Annotated in this window: 14 protein-coding genes; 3 read left to right on the forward strand and 11 right to left on the reverse strand. The window is 41.3% G+C overall.

Annotated features, from left to right (window positions below; genetic code table 11):
• Positions 1-403 precede the first annotated feature (403 nt).
• Positions 404-1,566 (forward strand): IS3 family transposase gene (locus tag QT397_09115; protein WNZ57479.1). Its coding sequence is split into 2 segments (ribosomal slippage): positions 404-662 and positions 662-1,566, totalling 1,164 coding nucleotides; the frame shifts between segments, so codons are not numbered across the junction.
• Between the two features lie 27 nt (positions 1,567-1,593).
• On the opposite strand, the gene QT397_09120 is transcribed toward QT397_09115, so the two are convergent.
• The 11 genes from QT397_09120 to QT397_09170 all read right to left on the reverse strand — a co-directional run bounded on the left by QT397_09120 (position 1,594) and on the right by QT397_09170 (position 15,391).
• Entirely contained in the window at positions 1,594-2,469 is an 876-nt protein-coding gene (locus QT397_09120) for an alpha/beta hydrolase (GenBank protein ID WNZ57480.1), read from the reverse strand.
• A gap of 910 nt (positions 2,470-3,379) precedes the next feature.
• On the reverse strand, positions 3,380-3,868 hold the full coding sequence (locus tag QT397_09125; protein ID WNZ57481.1) for a hypothetical protein: 489 nt from the start codon (positions 3,866-3,868) through the stop codon (positions 3,380-3,382).
• Between the two features lie 837 nt (positions 3,869-4,705).
• Complete coding sequence (locus QT397_09130; protein ID WNZ57482.1) at positions 4,706-5,386, reverse strand: hypothetical protein; 681 nt, start codon at positions 5,384-5,386, stop codon at positions 4,706-4,708.
• Between the two features lie 902 nt (positions 5,387-6,288).
• A complete protein-coding gene (locus QT397_09135) occupies positions 6,289-6,693 on the reverse strand; it encodes a DUF2007 domain-containing protein (GenBank protein ID WNZ57483.1) in 405 nt (134 codons plus the stop codon).
• Positions 6,694-8,092: 1,399 nt separating this feature from the next.
• Positions 8,093-8,779: a hypothetical protein gene (locus QT397_09140; protein WNZ57484.1), complete on the reverse strand. Its 687-nt coding sequence runs from the start codon at positions 8,777-8,779 to the stop codon at positions 8,093-8,095.
• An 815-nt stretch (positions 8,780-9,594) separates the two neighbouring features.
• Positions 9,595-10,053, reverse strand: a complete 459-nt coding sequence (locus QT397_09145; protein ID WNZ57485.1) for a DUF2314 domain-containing protein — start codon at positions 10,051-10,053, stop codon at positions 9,595-9,597.
• Positions 10,054-10,582: 529 nt separating this feature from the next.
• On the reverse strand, positions 10,583-11,107 hold the full coding sequence (locus QT397_09150) for a hypothetical protein (GenBank protein ID WNZ57486.1): 525 nt from the start codon (positions 11,105-11,107) through the stop codon (positions 10,583-10,585).
• Positions 11,108-11,576: 469 nt separating this feature from the next.
• The gene (locus QT397_09155; GenBank protein ID WNZ57487.1) at positions 11,577-12,344 is read right to left on the reverse strand and encodes a hypothetical protein; all 768 of its coding nucleotides are present in this window, start codon (positions 12,342-12,344) and stop codon (positions 11,577-11,579) included.
• Positions 12,345-12,992: 648 nt separating this feature from the next.
• The gene (locus tag QT397_09160) at positions 12,993-13,448 is read right to left on the reverse strand and encodes a GNAT family N-acetyltransferase (GenBank protein ID WNZ57488.1); all 456 of its coding nucleotides are present in this window, start codon (positions 13,446-13,448) and stop codon (positions 12,993-12,995) included.
• A 558-nt stretch (positions 13,449-14,006) separates the two neighbouring features.
• A complete protein-coding gene (locus QT397_09165) occupies positions 14,007-14,633 on the reverse strand; it encodes a LysE family translocator (GenBank protein ID WNZ57489.1) in 627 nt (208 codons plus the stop codon).
• Positions 14,634-15,055: 422 nt separating this feature from the next.
• Positions 15,056-15,391, reverse strand: a complete 336-nt coding sequence (locus QT397_09170; protein WNZ57490.1) for a hypothetical protein — start codon at positions 15,389-15,391, stop codon at positions 15,056-15,058.
• A gap of 286 nt (positions 15,392-15,677) precedes the next feature.
• On the opposite strand from QT397_09170, the gene QT397_09175 reads away from it, so the two are divergent.
• Together QT397_09175 and rho are read left to right on the forward strand one after the other, a co-directional pair.
• The gene (locus tag QT397_09175) at positions 15,678-16,049 is read left to right on the forward strand and encodes a hypothetical protein (GenBank protein ID WNZ57491.1); all 372 of its coding nucleotides are present in this window, start codon (positions 15,678-15,680) and stop codon (positions 16,047-16,049) included.
• Positions 16,050-16,574: 525 nt separating this feature from the next.
• A complete protein-coding gene (gene rho / locus QT397_09180) occupies positions 16,575-17,513 on the forward strand; it encodes a transcription termination factor Rho (protein ID WNZ57492.1) in 939 nt (312 codons plus the stop codon).
• Positions 17,514-17,750: the final 237 nt, after the last annotated feature.

Consider the following 17,750-nt stretch of genomic DNA (forward strand, 5'->3'; position numbering starts at 1 on the left):
GTTACTTAATGCGATCAATCTATACACTATTTCCAACTACCGTAATGTTTAGCCAAGGGCAAATCTGATGTTATATACGCGATAATGAAAGCGCAGCAACCGTACATAAGGTTTAGCTGTCAGTTTGTAGCGCAATGTTATACTTATCGTGGAAAGGTTTTTTGTAACCACACTAAAATCTCAGCGCTTAACTTTTCGGGGTTTTCTTCAGAAGGGAAATGGCCGCAATTCTTAAGTTCCACACTTTCTAATTTGTGTATGAATGACTCCATGTTAACACTGAGACCTAGCTGATTAATGGGGTCTTCATTTGGCCACAGGTAAAGATATGGGAACTCAACTGATCCTACCCATCAACGATGGACACTCTCTTAAGCGATAAACTACGCAGCAGAGGTGCTCTATGACAAGATCAAATAAACCAACCAAAACCACTCGTAAACAATACTCAGAGGAGTATAGGAAGGATGCCCTAGCACTGGCGCTCAAGGTCGGGGTAAGCGTTGCCGCTAAACAGCTTGGATTGCATCCTTCCCAGATTTACGGATGGCGAAGTAAGTCTAAGTTACATCAGAGCCGAGGGGATGCGGAGAGAGAGCTGGCCACAGAAAATGCTCGACTTAAGCGGCAGCTGGCTGAGCAGGCAGAGGAGCTGGCGATCTTAAAAAAGGCCGCAGCGTACTTTGCAAAGAGCCTGAAATGAGGTACGCCTTCATGCAAAAGCACAGGCATGAATTCAGCATCAAAGCGATGGCCAAGGTATTGGGCGTATCTCGCAGTGGCTTTTATAACTGGGTTTCAAGATCGGCTGACCAATCCAAGCACCAGCAGTACCGAATGCAGCTCGATAGCTTGGTACAGCAGCGCTTTATAGCCAGCAAAGAACGTAGCGGCGCCCCTCGTCTGACGAAGGAGTTGGCCAGTGAGGGGAGTAAATATAATCAGAAAACAATTGCTGCCAGCATGCGTCGACAGGGCCTACGGGCTAAAGCAGGCAGGAGGTATAAAGCCACAACCTACTCAAAACATGGTCTGCCAGTAGCTCCAAATTTGCTTGAGCAGAACTTTAATGCTGAAGCGCCGAATCAGAAATGGGCTGGGGATATTACCTACCTACGAACGGAAGAAGGTTGGTTATATCTGGCTGTAGTGATAGACCTATATAGTCGGCTGATTATTGGTTGGGCGATGTCAGAAACGATGACGGCTACATTGGTCTGTGACGCCCTTCAAATGGCTTTATGGCGACGTAAGAAACCTACGAATGTTATCGTGCATACTGACAGGGGAAGCCAGTATTGTTCTAAAGATTATCAATCTTTAATTACAGCGTATGATCTGCGGTGCAGCATGAGCGCCAAAGGTAATTGCTATGATAATGCTTGTGCAGAAACGTTCTTCCACTCACTTAAGGTAGAAGCAATCCATGGTAACCGCTTTCCTACAAGGTGCCTCATGCGAGAAACCGTATTTGAGTATATAGAGATAGACTACAATCGAAATCGCTTACACAGCGCCAATGGCTATCTCAGCCCTGAGGCGTTTGAGGAACAACTAGTCGCTTAGTGGTGTGTTCGTTGTTGATGGGTAGGATCAAACCTCATAGGTTCCACCTTTCTTGCTGAGTTCGTGCCATGAAAGTTCCATAGCTCTATACCAGTTGATACTCCCATTGAACCCACTTTTTTGGAAGGCGCGAACATAGAATTCAAGCTCTTCATTGCTTAGAAACGGTTCGCCAGGGAAGGTTTCTTTTTTGAGAATCTTAGGCAAATCCATTTTTCTTTCAGCCGAGCTAGTTGGAAGACTTCTTAAGTATGAAGCATGAAAGAATTTACTTCGCATAAATGTTGTAAAAAATTTTTCAACATTTTCATTAAGAAGTTTCTCGGAAATTAATGGTGTTTGCAAGAATTGATTGAAGGCTACCTTATCTATTACTGGTACAGATTCAGAAGGAAGTTCGTCTGCGTATTCTGGACGAAATGCATGTGGTGCACCAATATTAATAACTCCTAAACAGCGCTCCGGATACAAAAATGCTATTGACTGTACAAGAAAACCACCCCAATCATGACCACAAAAAATAGCCTTGTCTAAATCTAAATGATCTAACAGACCAACTAAATCATCACAGATTTTAGGTACGGTATAATCCTCAATATTGTTAGGGCTTTGAGTAAGGCCATATCCGCGCAAATCTGGAGCAATTGCTCTATATCCATTTATCGAGAGAGTCTCAATTTGATGTCTCCAAGTAAAAGCCAGCTCTGGAAATCCATGACAAAACACTACAGGAACCCCTTCTCCTTTCTCATAGTACGCCAACTTAATTCCATTTACATTTACAAAATTCGGTGAACTGAAAAAATTAAACGAACTTTGCGATTCAGCTAATGCTGCAGTGAGCTTCGATTGCAATAATGCTGCCAGGCCAAATGAAAGATTAAGAAAGCTCCTTCTTTTCATTATTATTTACTCTTTGCTTTTTATATTGTTGAAGGATAACGCTCTGCTTGTATTTTATACATATATTTCAATGCTATTCAAAGCCTTGTGCGGGCAAATAGCTCAATTCCCCCTTTAAAACACATGTAATTCAATCATTTGTACTACTTATTTCTCTGGAAATCGCTTGAATTTTACGATAAGCCTAGAATATTCGTTGATGTAGAAGATATGTTACTAGGATGTTTTTTTGTCTTCCTAGCTAATGTGTACTTGGGCTTATTTTGAATTGATAGTACAAAAGTACTCGGTACTCTCGTAAAATTCATTGAAATAGTGGTTTTCACGGTCGTGTTTGTGGATAAGGTTCACCGACCGAATCATGGAACAAACTGTTTGGTGAAATTTATGGGAAAGGGTAATGCTGGATTTTTCCGGTGGAGTTGTTGTTTAGCTTTTGAATTTATATAGCTGACAAATCTGTCTCTACTAATTGAGGCCAACTTTCCCAAAGATGTTTTGAGTTTTATTTGACGATACCATAAATGTTTACACCGCTAGTTCTGGCCTCAAACACAAAACCATTTTGATATAACCGATTAAAGGTACTATGGTAAACGAAGTTGGGTCTGTCTATTTCATAACCAGGGCAAACTTCAGCTGAGTATTGATGGACTAATTCAGGGTAGATACCAGATATTTAAGTAAATCAAAATCCATACCAAGTACAAAAATAGTAGTGATATTTAGGTAGCTTTTAGCTGATCATAGGCCTCCAGTTACTGTCACGTTTGAGCATGTCTTTTATTGTTGGTCATTTGAGTTTGGGTAAGGGGAGCTCTCTAATGAACCTTTGCTCATAAAATAAGTGTTTTTAATATTATCCTTAATGTTGAGACCCTATTTATCTTTGTTACTACCGCTATAAAGTCTATTTATTTATTTTTGCTTTATAATCATTTGTTAATAAAAAATAAATCCATAATGTGGATATCGCAGCAAAGAAGCACCAGGTTGATACCCATGTTTCGCGTTGAGTGAAATAAACGATAACACCTAGTGCCATGACAAGTGCCCAAAATTTTATAAAAATTCGATTGCTCGATAATAAAAATAAAAATCCAAGTAAAGAATAGATAATATGTCCAGTTGTAATGGCGAACAAGCTGTAATCGGATGTGATATAGCATAAGCTATGGCCGCATACGCTCGTTTTTATTAAGTGTCTTGGTCCTGTTTCTAATAGGATGGGTATCCAAAGATATAAGCCAAAAATAAAACCTATGATTGTTAATATAATAAAGAAAATTCTTTTCCATTTTTTTGTCTCAAGACTAAAGGCAACGATTGGTATCCAGACAAGCCAAAAAAATAGAGCAAAAAATAAGTAAAAAATAGAAGACGCTGCCGTCAGTGACACTAAATTTTCGTTGTATCCAATCCATACTACCCCTTCACTTGCTTGCTGTAACGCAAAAAGGAGGGGGTAACTGCGAGTAATAAATAGGTTTTATCATTTTTCATAGCATGTGTTGTACACAAGGCACCACCGACAATAAGCAGAGCCGCTGATCCGAACGATGCCGTGGCTGAAAAACACATAATGATTTTCTCTATATGTTAGATATTCTAACTTAAGCCAAAGCCATATAATTTGATATGCAACATAACAATATCCTTAGCGTAGAAAATCAGTTGATTTTACTATTTTGTACTAAGCTTATGAATTAGTCTGCGATGACTAGGTCTACTTCAACGTTTTCAATTCACCTTATGAGTTAAGTCTATAAAATTCGCAAAGATACATTTAGTTTGCCTTTGGATGTTGATGCTTACAGAAGTAAAGCCTATTTCGATAGGGCGTAACAAGCCCAGTGTAATACTAATTGGATAGTTGCTGTTCTTTATTCCACTTATCAAAATTGGTCACCTATATAAGCCTTGGGTTAAGGGTTACTGGTTGAATGCTAGAGTGATGATGTTTCCACTAAATTGGGGGATTTATTCTAGTCGGTACTCTCTGGTCATTCATGTTGAACTAACTAAACGGGGATCTCCAATGACTAGGACGTAACAGAATTGCTGGACGTGTCACGACTACAATCCGATTTTTGCATGTTTATTTGAGTATTAAATACCCCCAATTCTATTAGTAGCGCTAATGCTTCTTCGACCGGAAATTATTTGTTGTCTGTTTTTACGAATTTCCTATAGCTCATCTTTAGAGTGCCAATCTATACATACTAATATACTGCGATCATGAAGCTTGTTTTTTCATCTTTGCTTTAAAATCATTTATTAATAGGAAATAAATCCATAACGTTGATATCGCAGCAAAGAAACACCAGGTTGATACCCATGTTTCACTCTGAGTAAAGTAAGTGATAACACCGAGTAGCATGACAAGTGCCCAAAATTTTCTAAATAGATGATTGCTCGATAACAAGAATAAAACACCTAGTAAAGCATAAATGCTTTCTCGAACTGTGACGGGTAGTAAACCACCTTCGGATAACTCATAACATAAACTATGTCCACATACACTTGTTTTTATTATGTGTCTTGGTCCTGTTTCCAATAGAATAGGCACCCAGAGATATAAGCCAAAAATAAATCCTATAATTATTAATATGATATAAAAATTTCTTTTCCATTTTTTTGTTTCAAGCATATAGGCTACAAGAGGTATCCAAGTAAGCCAGAAAAAGAAAGCAAAAAACAGATACAAAATAGAAGCTTTTGTCGTTAGTGAAATCAAATTTTCGTTGTACCCAATCCAAACCATCCCTTCACTCGCTTGCTGTAACGCAAACAAGAGAGGGGTAACTGCGAGTAATAAATAGGTTTTATCATTTTTTATAGCATGTGTTGTACACAAAGCACCACCGACAATAAGCAGAGCTGCTGATCCGAACGATGCCGTGGCTGAAAAGCACATAATGATTTTCTCTATATGTTAGATATTCTAACTTAAGCCAAAGCCATATAATTTGATATACACCATAACAATATCTATAACCTAGAAAATAAGTTGACTTTGCTAATTTGTACTAAGCTTATGAATTAGTCTGTGATGACTAAGTCTACTTCAACGTTTTCAATTCATATAATGAGTTAAGCTGAAAAGCCTAATAAGGCTATATTGAGTTTACTTATGTAGGCCGATACCTACATAAGTGAAATCTATGCCGAGAGGGTTAAACAAGTCAGTGTAATGTTACTGTGGTGGTTGCATTATCTATTTCATTAATCAAAGTGGGTCTCAGTTTTGTCTCTTGGGTGTGGGATTGGCTTTTACGCTTAACAGTCTTAATACGTCCGTTAAATTAAATACATTGGGGGTATTAATCCTAGCGATACTCACCGGTCATTTACGATGAACACATTTATCAGAGAGCGCTAATAAGTCGTTGATATCAGAGTAATTTCCTTTTACTCAAGATATCGTAGATTTCAGATGTGCGTGTCACAAATAAGCCTATCTACCGTAAATGAGAACTGACAGTCATAGGTTTTCAATCCCATAGCCCTCGGTATCCTTGCCATACTTTACGATTCACTTTGGGCATTGCGATTAGGGCTGGCAATCACGTCCATTCGACCCCCTATTTTTCCAGATGATTGGCCATATAATAATGATTGGGGTGTTTAAAATGGCGTTGTCTTGTTCGCGGTGATTGTAAATGAGGCAATTAAGGTTTAATCCAGCAGCTTGGTGAATGGATATACCTTATTTGTTTAGTCTAAAACTCATATTCAAATCAATAGGCTTTTAACAAAGAGTATGGGTGGGGGTATTGGCGCCGCGTTCAACATTAAAGGGGCAATATTTTATGATCTCTATTTGTCAAGCTTTTGAAAGTGGCCGCAGTCTTTGCACTTAACTCCATGTTGATAGAAAAATAGAGGCATACCCAAAAGTAGGAAAACCAAAAATGCAGGCTTTTTCCCCTTGGTAAACGACTCGACATTTCGTGATGAGCAGGACTCGCATACTCTTTCTTCATCATGCCCTAATTCTTGGTCTACAAGAATGGAACGGTCTTGATTTAGTATTTCATTGGCTTCATCAAGGTCGCTTTCCGACACTTGAAGCCTGACTCCACCCATAGCATTGGAATATAGCCACTGCATATTGACTGTGTGCTCATCTGCAATGAAAGCGTGTATTCCTTCAGATTCAAGTCGTGCTTTTGCAATCTGCGCTTCATATGGAAATGAGAATCTAGCAACAGTTACTAGCAAGTGATCACCTTAGCGCTTAACGTCTTGAGCTGCGGGACGAAGTGTCTGAAAACTTAGACGTGTTATGTTTTTATAGCCCACTAAGGAAACCCCACAACTTACCCCAGCGTTCTAGCTTTTGATCAGCGCTCAATAGCCTCGGCTGAACTTGAATAGGGCCGCCAAGTTGATCTACACCTTTCAATAAGTTGAGATTTACTGCTCCACGAAGCTGGTTATTTATATTGCAGCCTACGGCTAGCAGTTGATTACAACCTTTGCAATGGTAGAAAACTGCTAGCTGATCTCCATTTTGATTAGTTGAAATTCCATCGCCAATGAAAACCGTAGACATAGTTGGGTCACTTATAATTGGGTAAGGATTGGCTTGGCAATAACTGCAATTGCAAATGCGCGGATTCAAAGCTTCGAGCGGCTTTGCTAACTGAACTTCAATATGCCAACGGTGACATTTACACGATCCCTTAAAGAGCATAAAAATTAGTTCCAATTATGATGAAGCATAATGTCTATATAATGGGCAAGTGCAGCGGCTCCAGAGCTTTATCGCACCTGCCACCGTAAGGACCGTAGCAACGAATGCCTGGTTCATTTGATTGTAATGCCGCTCAGCTTGAACAGGACACATCGTTTGCCCCCCAACAACAATTACGAAGTTGGTGAAAAACTCACTCGCAGTGAAGTAACCATATTCCCCAGACAAATCCACACCAGAGTTCAAAGCAATTGTGTATTTGTAGCTTCCATTATTTTGCTCAATGACCGGTAAATTGTCCGGGACTCATCTGGTGCTACAGCACCAAACCTAAGTCTATTGCTTGGAAGCTGAACAACTGCCGAGTCTACCTATATTCCACTTTGGTTCTTGATCATCACATTCGGCATCACCCCAAAGAAGCCTATCTAACACCAATAATCAGCAATACAGCGGTAACTAGTAAGCAATATCTTCTCTTCAAAATCGGATACTCCACAGAACGGAATAATACCCGCCAGCAGTGGCCGCAGAGAAGTGGAATTTCCTCTGGCTGAGCTTGGATTAATGGAATGAAAGCCCCTTTAGCAAGACCGCCGTTTATGACTCCCATTAAATGCCAACTACTAAAGAATGGCAACCAAAAGACGGCGAGATTCTGAGGGAAAGACACCCTATAGAAGTAACGAGCTGACGAACAGAAAACGATATAAGGCTTGACCTGTAGGTGAGGTGGTCAGGGACACCAAAACTACATGATCGTGAATGCGGAGGATGTATTATGAAAGTTCATATTCTTATATAGCGAGCTGCTATAAAGCTATCAGTGTGGCCGCTGACTCATAAGATGAATAGTGTTGGAGCCGGTAGTTTTAAACTACCGGCTACCCGATTTAGGCTGGCTGTATCTTTGTATTGCGCGGATTAGAATTTGGGTCTGTGTTTTTCGATGATTTGCGCATCTACCCAATAGATATCACCCTCAGGATCGACACCGTCTTCTCTCTTAATGGGGTTGTGATTGAAGAACAGATACTTACCGTCTGGTGACACATACGCGCTGGCCTCATTGCCGGCGGTGTTTATGGTATCTCCCAGGTTTATTGCCTTACCCCAGGAACCATCTTGTTGGCGGAAACTGATGTAGAGATCTTTATCGCCGTAACCGTCGCCTTTTTCGCTGTCCCAGATGAGGTAGGAGCCATCGGCGGCAATGAAGGGGTGGGCTGTCCACTTACCAGAGTTGATATGCGGCCCCAATAATACAGGTGGCTGCCGCTTGCCGTTTCTAACGGTTGAAATACGTAGCACGTCATCGCTTTTGTAGTCGTCAAATACTATGGTGCCATCAGCTGAAGACGTCAGACGCATGATGCCCCAATCTTTGCGGTCGAACATCGTCCCCATACTTTTAATATCTGACCAGCCTGATTCGGTACGCACCATGTACTTGTTCCCCAAGTGCATGGTTTTGCCATCTGGGGCAAGTAGAGGGCGGCCGACCCTTGGGCCAACAACGGATTCGTGCCACTGGTTACCTATCTGCTTGAAACGAATGAGCAACCACTTTGCAGTATCGACATCCATTCGGCTAAAGTAAAACTCGGTCATATCTGGTGTGAAAGAGCCGCTATAGTCACGATGTCGGGTTCGACATAGCCCGGCGCGAATATTTTGGGTGTAAGTCCCGGTGGTGTTTGCCCAAGGTAGGGGCCTTCCAGCAGGGGAAGTGCTTCTTGGCTACAACCGTGGCTACTCACGGCAAGAAGAGAGATCAGGAGGATGATAGAACTACAAAAATGCTTCACAGCTTGTCCTTGTTTTTACATCAACGAATAAATAGAACTGCGGGCAATTTAATCAGTTCGACATGAAAACACCTGAAGTACTTATGATTTTTAAATGATTTTGAGCTGACGGCACCAAACTTTTAAACCTAACGTGCACTAAAACCGACACACTTGGCAAAAGTAAAGATCGGCAGCTGGGTACTGTAGACTGGTCAACTTTCAAATATCTAGGGCAGGAAGATCATGGAAATCCGTACCAACCAACTGTCCTTGAAAGAAGGATACTGGATGGAAGCGCTTACTGGACAGAAGTCTTCAGTCTAGGCCATCGCTTAGTGCTTCTACCGAGGCAATAAAGTCGCCTCTCGCTGCTGTGCCGAGAGTACCCACTAAGGATGTTGCAGCGCCAGCACGAAGCTTTAAACACACCAAACTCAACTCTGCCATATTAGTGTAAATCGATCACCAGCTAAAAAAATCAGGTCCTGAGAAATCGTTGGGCGAATACGGCTAGTTGTTTAACGACTCATTACTGGGTGGCCGATATGATGTTAGAATTTGCTGCGGCTGGAGTGTGAAGTAAGCTGTCTGGTCGCGATAGCAACGAACAGCATTCGCTAGTTAGGCGCTTGCCTTCTAAATTGGCTCATATGATGAAATTCCAATATATGAGTCATATTCCTGTTTTTCTTTTTCCGAACCAAGCTGTTCTCTTGTTACCCGCAAGGTGTAAGCGCCTATTACATGCCCGTTTTCAATCACCATCCAATCAAATACATCTTCTGGATCGAAACCAAGTCGCTCACCTACTTGATGCCACTTTGTAAGCTCTTCTGGGACTTCGAAGAATACTCCTGAAAGGAAGTTTCCTTCGACATGGAAATATATATTTGACAGCCAGAGGTATAGAGACCGGTCTTCTCCAAGCTTTTCAGATAAATCCGGATCTCTAAATCTTAGCTTTGCTGCGTAAATGGCTTTAGGGCCGGATTTCACAAGATCGATGAAATCAGCAATAGTGTTCGATGCTTGAGCGAATGCCTTAAGCATTTCTTGATCTTGATTATGCGTGTTTCTGAATAACGGTTCGATCATTCTCGATTTTTCCTTGCTTGCTAGCGCCCAGTATATCAGCGCCCATAGCAGGGCGAAGTAGTACCTATGCAGTCCAACTCAGTATTTTACAGAGTGTACGAGCTATTGTTTGTTATGTATTTTGTACCTATTAAAACTACCTGGCAGCAAATAAGCCTGCTATAACTATTACAACAAGGCCGGTGGCACTACACCAAAAACCGTGACTATTGCCGCTATAACTATCTAGATAGGCAGTTTGTTTTGGTGAAGGGTAGCGGCCGAGAGTGATTAGTTTACAGATGGGCCAGTCAATCCAGTAGCAGATGGTGCCCAAGAATATTTCCGCTAAGATATATCCTATACCCCGGAGAAATCCCCTACCTATCTCCCCAATTAACTCAACCATAATTACCTTCCTGTTTATACGTAAAAGGCATTGCTTAGCGGCTCATTGGACGGTAGCGTAGTTTTGGCTACGCTAGAAATTCCCGCCCAAAATAAAGCGGAGCTCAAAGCATCCACTGAATTAATTTTCTATAATTTCTTACTAGTATTCTCTGTATTTAACATTTGCTTTAAATGCTTCGGCTTCAATAGGGGAATCCTCATACCCATGCTCTAACACACCTAACAAATGACCAGAGAGGACGTCCTTAAAGCTTGCTCGCTCTACTTGCAAAACATGAACAAGCTCATGTGCCAACTTCGGAGTATCCATCTGGAATCCCTTTCTTATGTATATAGAATAACCAAATACCTGAGCATTATTCACAACTCCGTCGCCTATAAGTCCGGCTGTCTCGCCAATAAACTTTAGAAGTGAATTCTCGCGTGGAAATGGCACTTCATCCACATAAACCAATCTTATTTTTTCAGGGTTCTTAATGCCTATCTCTTTCGCAATATCAAGGTGCTTCTGATCTAGAGGGTGACCAACTTGAAGGCCTTCAGTATCAATTTTTTCAGCCCACTCTGCATATGGGTTTACAAAGGTAAATTCAATTATTTTCTGATGAAAAACAAAAGGCAAAGCTAAAATAGCTAAACCACAAAGCAAAAATTTACTTTTCATATTTTACTACCGCTTTATCCTATTCAAGGATCAATCTACCATAAAAGCACTCAAAAACCATTAAGAATCAGTGGGTTATATCTAAATTGTAGCGATGGTGTTAAGTGCGATTACAGCGATTTGGCTACTATTCCTTGTGCATGAGCAGTCCCTAAACACTCGGTAATATAAAAGCTTTTCAGGCCTTTTAGTCTTTTATAAAAAAACGTTCAAGCAGATTAAGCATATAATCTCCAGCTCTACCTAAATCAGAAGTTCTAAAAGCTATTTCAAACTTTTAGTCTGTTCTGAGTTGGATAAACGCATGGATGCATGGTTTACTCGGGGGGGATGCCTATTTGCCTCAAAATAGATAACTGTCTGCGAGTCGGATTTAATTATGGATAGAGAATCGCACATTACAGAGCTGAATACTGAATAGTGGGGTAGCCGACAGCTAGAAACTGCCAGCCACCCGACTTCAATGCGTTTAGCACGGAAGTACCGAAAGTGCCGAGCCCAAGGCGTTTGCTATACCATTTATTAGCTCAGTTGTCACTCGTGCCTTATTAAGTGCGATGTCAACCAGCAAGCCAAAAATGACTGAGATATAGGCCAGGTATCCAAAACCCATATAGTCATTATACAAGATGGTATAAAACCAATCTTGACCATATGTGTATATGGCGGAAGATATGATGGTAGCAACGAATAAAAGCACTGCAGGTAAGAACAAGTGAGCTACTGCTTTTGGTTTAGCGAAAGATACAGCCAAGAGAATAAGAAACATTAGAAAATTTGATCCAAGGAATATACGAAGGTCAAGTTTTAAATTTCCCACTATCTCAAAGTACTTTCCCTTTATAAGATCGCCGAGTGTATCTTGCGCAACTTTAATGCTCTTAAGGCGATCGAGGTAGCCTGCTGTGATTGACTGAGCCAAAGCCTTTTGCCTTTCACAGTCATAACCACACATTGAGGCAATTACACTTGCTATTTTTTGCGGTAGATTGTTATCTAAGTCTTCTTTAATTTTTTCCGATTCCAGTCCAACTCTATTGGCAATGCTCAGCGCTTGATTTGCAACTGTAGATTCGCTTACAAGATGCTGTTTTTCTCGAACTTCCTTCTCTATTTGGTATTTTACAAATCCTTTTGCTGATTCTTCTATGCTCTCCGGCGACAAGAATGTAATAGAGAATAGAATTCCAAAAAATAGAATTCCAAATAACCCGGTTGAGCGTAATGTAATATTCATAGTTTCCTTAGCATTTAACGCCTTAGTAACCCGTAGCAAAGCGTGAGCTGTCCGGGGCCGAGGGCACACAGTACGCTGTCTTGGTACTGCCGTATGGGTACGAACTAATGAGGTGAAAGCCCGTTGTAAAAAGATCACCGTTTAAGGGAGGTATTAAATGCCAACTACCAGCGAATGGCAACTGAAACACCGTGAGATCTTATGAGAAGGAAGTCTATAGCAAAGTTATGAAATGACGAAGGAGAATGTCATATAGAGCTTGGCCGTGAGGCGAGGCGGCCAGAGGCAACAAAGCCAAGTGATAAAATGGGTAGGTAAATGATGTAGTTGTGTAGTGAAAGTTCACGCTCTTATCTGGGAAGCTATGCTTAGCTTGTTGCTATTAAGTTGTCACTGTCACTCCTGATTATATAAATAGACACAATCAATTAGCACGATCACAGGAATAGAAAAAGTGGTGGAACAATACTGCGTAATAATCAAGGTGATTAAACAGAAGTCAGCTGATCATCTAATAGCCTAATACCGAGACTATTACCCTGGAGATGGTTAATGCCTTCTTGAGGCTGTCACCGGATAGAAATTCATTGCGGACTCTATGATGGATGGTGTGGGTAGCCGGTAGCTAGAAACTACCGGCTACTCGTTTTAGAGCGCATTTTTTAATGATAATGCCACCTTTTTAATGCCATGAGGTGGAGTCCATCGTTTAAACTCAACAAAACCATGCTTTTTATATAAATTAATTGCGGGCTCATTTACAGCAGCTGTTTCTACAATTGATTCTATAAATTCATATTCATCTAGAATGTAGTTCAGCAATTTACCTGCTATTCCTTTCCTGAAATAATCTGGGTCAACAGTTAAACTATTAATTTCTAATCGCTTATCTTCTATAGCAACCTCAATAGTTGCGGCTAGACATTCATTGTCAATAAATCCATAAAATTGCGATTTAGAATTCATTATATCTTGCGCACTTCGCGATAGTGGAGGAAAGTTAGTAACACCTATCAATTGAGCTTCAACCTTATAGGAGCGTTGAAATATTGTGAAAATATGATCTGCTATTTCTTCGTTTAAATTGTCAAGTTTTATTATCATGTTAAGCCTAGTCTAAAATTTCGTGGGCTCTCTGACTCTTACCGCAACAGCATCTAGGGAGGAGGCTTATAGGTGCAGCGACCACAAAACAAATGTTAGGATAAATGTCGGATTGCTGGTACTTGGTACATCCAGTATGAGTATTGTCTGAATGGGGTAAAAGCCCTCTGTAGGAAGCTCACCCATCAATGAATTCCATAAAATGCTAACTACTAGCGAATGGTAACTATAACACAGTATTCTTTTGGTGAGGAAACCACAGAATCATCACGTAAGGTTTATTTTGGAGTGTAGGCATTCAAGGGCAGAGGAACGATATGATTTAACAAATAGAGTAAATGAGTTGTGATTGTTTAGGTCCTTATTTGAGCGGGATCTGTTTAGCATACTGCTATTAATTTGAGGTGGTTTTCTGCCATGTCATTCAATTCAAATGAATGATCCGTTTGACACTAACGTTGTGAAAAATTTATTACAGATGCTGAGCCGTCCTATGCCGATCCGCACTATGGGGGAGGGGTCGGTAGCTAGAAACTACCGGTTACCCAGTTGATACTACTAACGTTCAGTGAAGGCAATTTTCCCAGCCAGCCCGATGAGTAGAGTTCCAGATACGCCTTCGAGTGCTCGAGAGAATTGCTTAGAATTTGATTTGCTAAATAACCAAGTTCCAGCTGAAGCATATAGAACATTACATACTGTAGCTAAAGTACTAAAGAGTAAACCTAGTATCAATATTTGTAACGATACTAAATCGGTCGAGGTATCGACGAACTGAGGTAAGAATGAGAGAAAAAACAATGCTACTTTCGGATTCAAAACGCTAACAATGAGACCTTGAATAAATATGTTTTTATTTGTATCAGTATTTTCTTCAACAACAATTTTATTACCTCCTCGCCACATGGAAAGTAAAGACTGGGCACCCAAGTATACCAAGTAGGCTGCACCCAACCACTTCACTATGCTAAAAGCCATGGCAGAACTTAGGATTATCGCCGATAAACCCAAACAAGCTGCTAGTGTATGGACAAAATATCCCACGCCTAGCCCAATAGCAGCTTTTACACCGCTTGCCATTTGACCTTTCATTGTATTCGATACGATGTAGATTACGTCTGGGCCAGGTATCATATTGATTGCTAAGCAAGCGACAACAAATAAAGGTAGAGAACTTAAATCCATTTTCTTTCCTCAATATTAATAATTTGTGATATTACGCTTGAAGGGTCCAGTTGAAAACCAAAGCGGTGGTTTCTATGCCGATCAGATGCCTTTATTTGGTACGCCCAGTATGGGCGTGGACTAAGGGGGTGAAAGTCCCTTGTAGGGAGATCACCATTTAATGGGTTCCATTAAATGCTAACTACTAACGAATGGCAACTGCAACATCGAGAGGACTTGTAGAGAAGAAGCCGCCAGCAAAAAAACTGTGAGCTGACGAGCAAAAACTTCTTATAACGCTTAGCTCGGAGGTGAGATGGCAGGGGCATCGGAGCTATGTGATCCAATGGGAAGATATTCATTACGGATAGGGAGCTGCCTATTGCGGACCCGCCCAACCGATGGATGGTGTGGGGCTGGTATCTAGAAACTACCGACCTGGTTTATGAGATTTCCTTTGGATTAAAAACAAGACGAATTTTACTAATTCGACCCGCCTTATAATGAAATGTTTGGGCCATTAATGTACTTCTATAATTTTTAGTGAATTTATATATGTAACATATTGAATTCGGATTGTGAAACTCTTCTACCATCTCATACGATACATCAACTGGAGGTGTAGCTTTCAGAGATTCTATATATTCTTTGGCCGATTTACATTTAAACAATGGCCCTTCAAAATTCAGCTTTTCATCTAGTATTAGGTCTAATGAATCAAAGTCCTTTGATTCATAGAGTATGTCCATATATTTTCGAGCAAGCTCTATTTTGTTCATATCGATTTCACATAAGGTTTTACTCAGCCGCCACAGAAATGGGGCCGGTTTATGTTATCTTAGAAGGCCGTTTCCTGACACCTATCAAAGGTAGAGCTTAAGGCGTTACCGCCATTGACACAATACGGAAATTAATAGTTAAGCTCATACCTCATAACCCAGCCTCGCCGGTCACAGATCTCTCTTGATGCGACTCCAAACTGTCACTGCGTCTCCTGCTGTGTAAGCAGAGCATTCCTCTATGGAGGAAGGGAAGGATTATAAGTACTAGCGTCAGTGGATTGAAATGCAAAAGCTGGCTGTTATCTTTGCTCGGGATATCGCTGCCTATGAGGTAACGAGTAATCACTATCATGTGGTGTTCTATATTGATGCTATAACGGCAAATACTTGGTCTGATGCTGAGGTCATTCCCCGCTGGCAGGAACCATTTAAAGCTTCTAACTTGGCTCAGCGCTTCATTCATGGTGCCTCGCTGGACCGGTGTGAAGAGAGCAAACTTAAAGAGTTGATTGAGCTATGGCGAAAGCGATTAATGGATATCAGCTGGTTTATGCGCTGCCTAAACGAATGTATTGCCCACCAAGCCAACACAGAGGATCACTGTACAGGCCGCTTCTGGGAGGTCCGTTTCAAGTCTCAGGCGCTATTGGATTAAAGAGCTTTGGTCGCCTGCATGGTCTATGTCGATCTCAATCCAATCCGTGCCGATATTGAAAAAACCTTGGAGGACTCCGATCACCCTTCCATTTCGCAGCGACCTCTAGTGAGCAATTGAAAGGCCTATTTGACCAAAGTGACGCAGTTTTAAGAACTTAAGCACAATTTTCCAGCATTAAACCTCGCGCTACACAGACTAGGAGAAATGGCCGTTAAGGTGGAAAGCCTGTATCATTTCCAGTGTCATCTTTCAATCTGTGGGTGTCCTTGTGTGAACCCTCAATCAGAAACAATTCTTCGTTTTTTTCAACCTTCTGGTCGGTGTTTCGATGGTTACGGCTGACGTTAATCGGTGTTCTCGGGTTTTAATAGAACTATTTGTCTGCCTGGGGTTCGGAAAGGTAATCGCCTAGCCGCAAGTTGTGGCTATAGTATCCAATTTGGGGGAGTACTAATCTTTTGTCCAGCCATCGACAATCATTAATAATCTTCCTGGTCTCGATTGATTTGTAAAGAGTATGTTATGTCCAGAAAAATATTATCCTTAAAGGTAAAGAGAAATACGGAGCCTAAGAAGGCTGATGAAAAGCAAGAGGATACTTCTGATCCAAAGAAACGCTTCTTAAATGGAGTAGCTATTAATCCATCTGAGCCTATTCGCCTTGAGTCTGGTTCTCAGCAACTTACGGTAAGGGCGATGGATTTGATTACGCCAATTGGTAAGGGGCAGCGTGGCTTGATTGTGGCTCCACCAGGTTGTGGTAAAACCACTATTCTGAAACATATCTGCCAAGCAGTGGGGGAGGCTTACCCCGAAATAAAGCTGTACGCTTTGCTTATTGATGAAAGGCCAGAGGAGGTTACTGACTTTAAGCGAAGTGTACCGGCCGAAGTTTATGCGTCCTCTTCTGATCATAGCTATGAAGAGCATGTGAGAGTAGCTAATGAACTCCATGATAGGGCCTGTAAGGAAGCCGGTGAAGGCCAGGATGTGATGATCGTGGTTGACTCGTTGACAAGACTTTCACGGGTACATAATGCGCAGCAGAGTGGTAGGGGGCGTACGATGTCTGGCGGGATAGATGCCAGGGCTATGGAGATACCCAGAAAGCTGTTTGGTGCTGCGAGGAAGATTGAAGGTGGTGGCTCACTTACGATTCTGGCAACGATACTCGTGGATACTGGAAGCCGAATGGACCAGGTGATATTTGAGGAGTTTAAGGGTACGGGAAATATGGAGGTAGTATTGTCAAAGGAAATTGCGAGACAGCGAATTTTCCCTGCCTTGGATATTGCTAAAAGCAGTACTCGCCGTGAAGAAATCCTGTTCAACTCGAAAGATATTGCAACGATAAGAGCTTTACGAAGAACGCTTGCTAGCCTAAAGCCTGTAGATGGCACTAAGAAACTTATTGAACTCCTTGAAAAGTACCCGACAAATGCGGAGTTACTTGACCATTAATTTTTTAGTTAAGTTTAAGGGTAGTATTTAGCCGCTTAGCATTTTTGGAGTTAGTTGCTTAGCGACCGAGTCCTTATTAGGACAGCTGTTATTCAGTTAAGGGCTTTACACCTCAATCCTCTGGTGTGTTTTTACAGGATACCGCCCAATGAGGAGCTTAGTGGAAAAGTGGCCTTAATATGCCGAAAGGGTTGCCCTTTCAGCTGGATCACTATTTGGCGTTAGCAGACAATGGTT

Source organism: Microbulbifer sp. MKSA007 (genome assembly GCA_032615215.1).
Classification (GTDB): Bacteria; Pseudomonadota; Gammaproteobacteria; order Pseudomonadales; family Cellvibrionaceae; genus Microbulbifer.

What these genes read in the sequence shown, in the direction of transcription:
- QT397_09120 (WNZ57480.1), bottom strand. Translation starts at nt 2,469, where the DNA reads ATGAAAAGAAGGAGCTTTCTTAATCTTTCATTTGGCCTGGCAGCATTA.
- QT397_09130 (WNZ57482.1), bottom strand. Translation starts at nt 5,386, where the DNA reads ATGTGCTTTTCAGCCACGGCATCGTTCGGATCAGCAGCTCTGCTTATT.
- QT397_09140 (WNZ57484.1), bottom strand. Translation starts at nt 8,779, where the DNA reads ATGACCGAGTTTTACTTTAGCCGAATGGATGTCGATACTGCAAAGTGG.
- QT397_09145 (WNZ57485.1), bottom strand. Translation starts at nt 10,053, where the DNA reads ATGATCGAACCGTTATTCAGAAACACGCATAATCAAGATCAAGAAATG.
- QT397_09150 (WNZ57486.1), bottom strand. Translation starts at nt 11,107, where the DNA reads ATGAAAAGTAAATTTTTGCTTTGTGGTTTAGCTATTTTAGCTTTGCCT.
- QT397_09155 (WNZ57487.1), bottom strand. Translation starts at nt 12,344, where the DNA reads ATGAATATTACATTACGCTCAACCGGGTTATTTGGAATTCTATTTTTT.
- QT397_09160 (WNZ57488.1), bottom strand. Translation starts at nt 13,448, where the DNA reads ATGATAATAAAACTTGACAATTTAAACGAAGAAATAGCAGATCATATT.
- QT397_09165 (WNZ57489.1), bottom strand. Translation starts at nt 14,633, where the DNA reads ATGGATTTAAGTTCTCTACCTTTATTTGTTGTCGCTTGCTTAGCAATC.
- QT397_09170 (WNZ57490.1), bottom strand. Translation starts at nt 15,391, where the DNA reads ATGAACAAAATAGAGCTTGCTCGAAAATATATGGACATACTCTATGAA.
- QT397_09175 (WNZ57491.1), top strand. Translation starts at nt 15,678, where the DNA reads ATGCAAAAGCTGGCTGTTATCTTTGCTCGGGATATCGCTGCCTATGAG.
- rho (WNZ57492.1), top strand. Translation starts at nt 16,575, where the DNA reads ATGTCCAGAAAAATATTATCCTTAAAGGTAAAGAGAAATACGGAGCCT.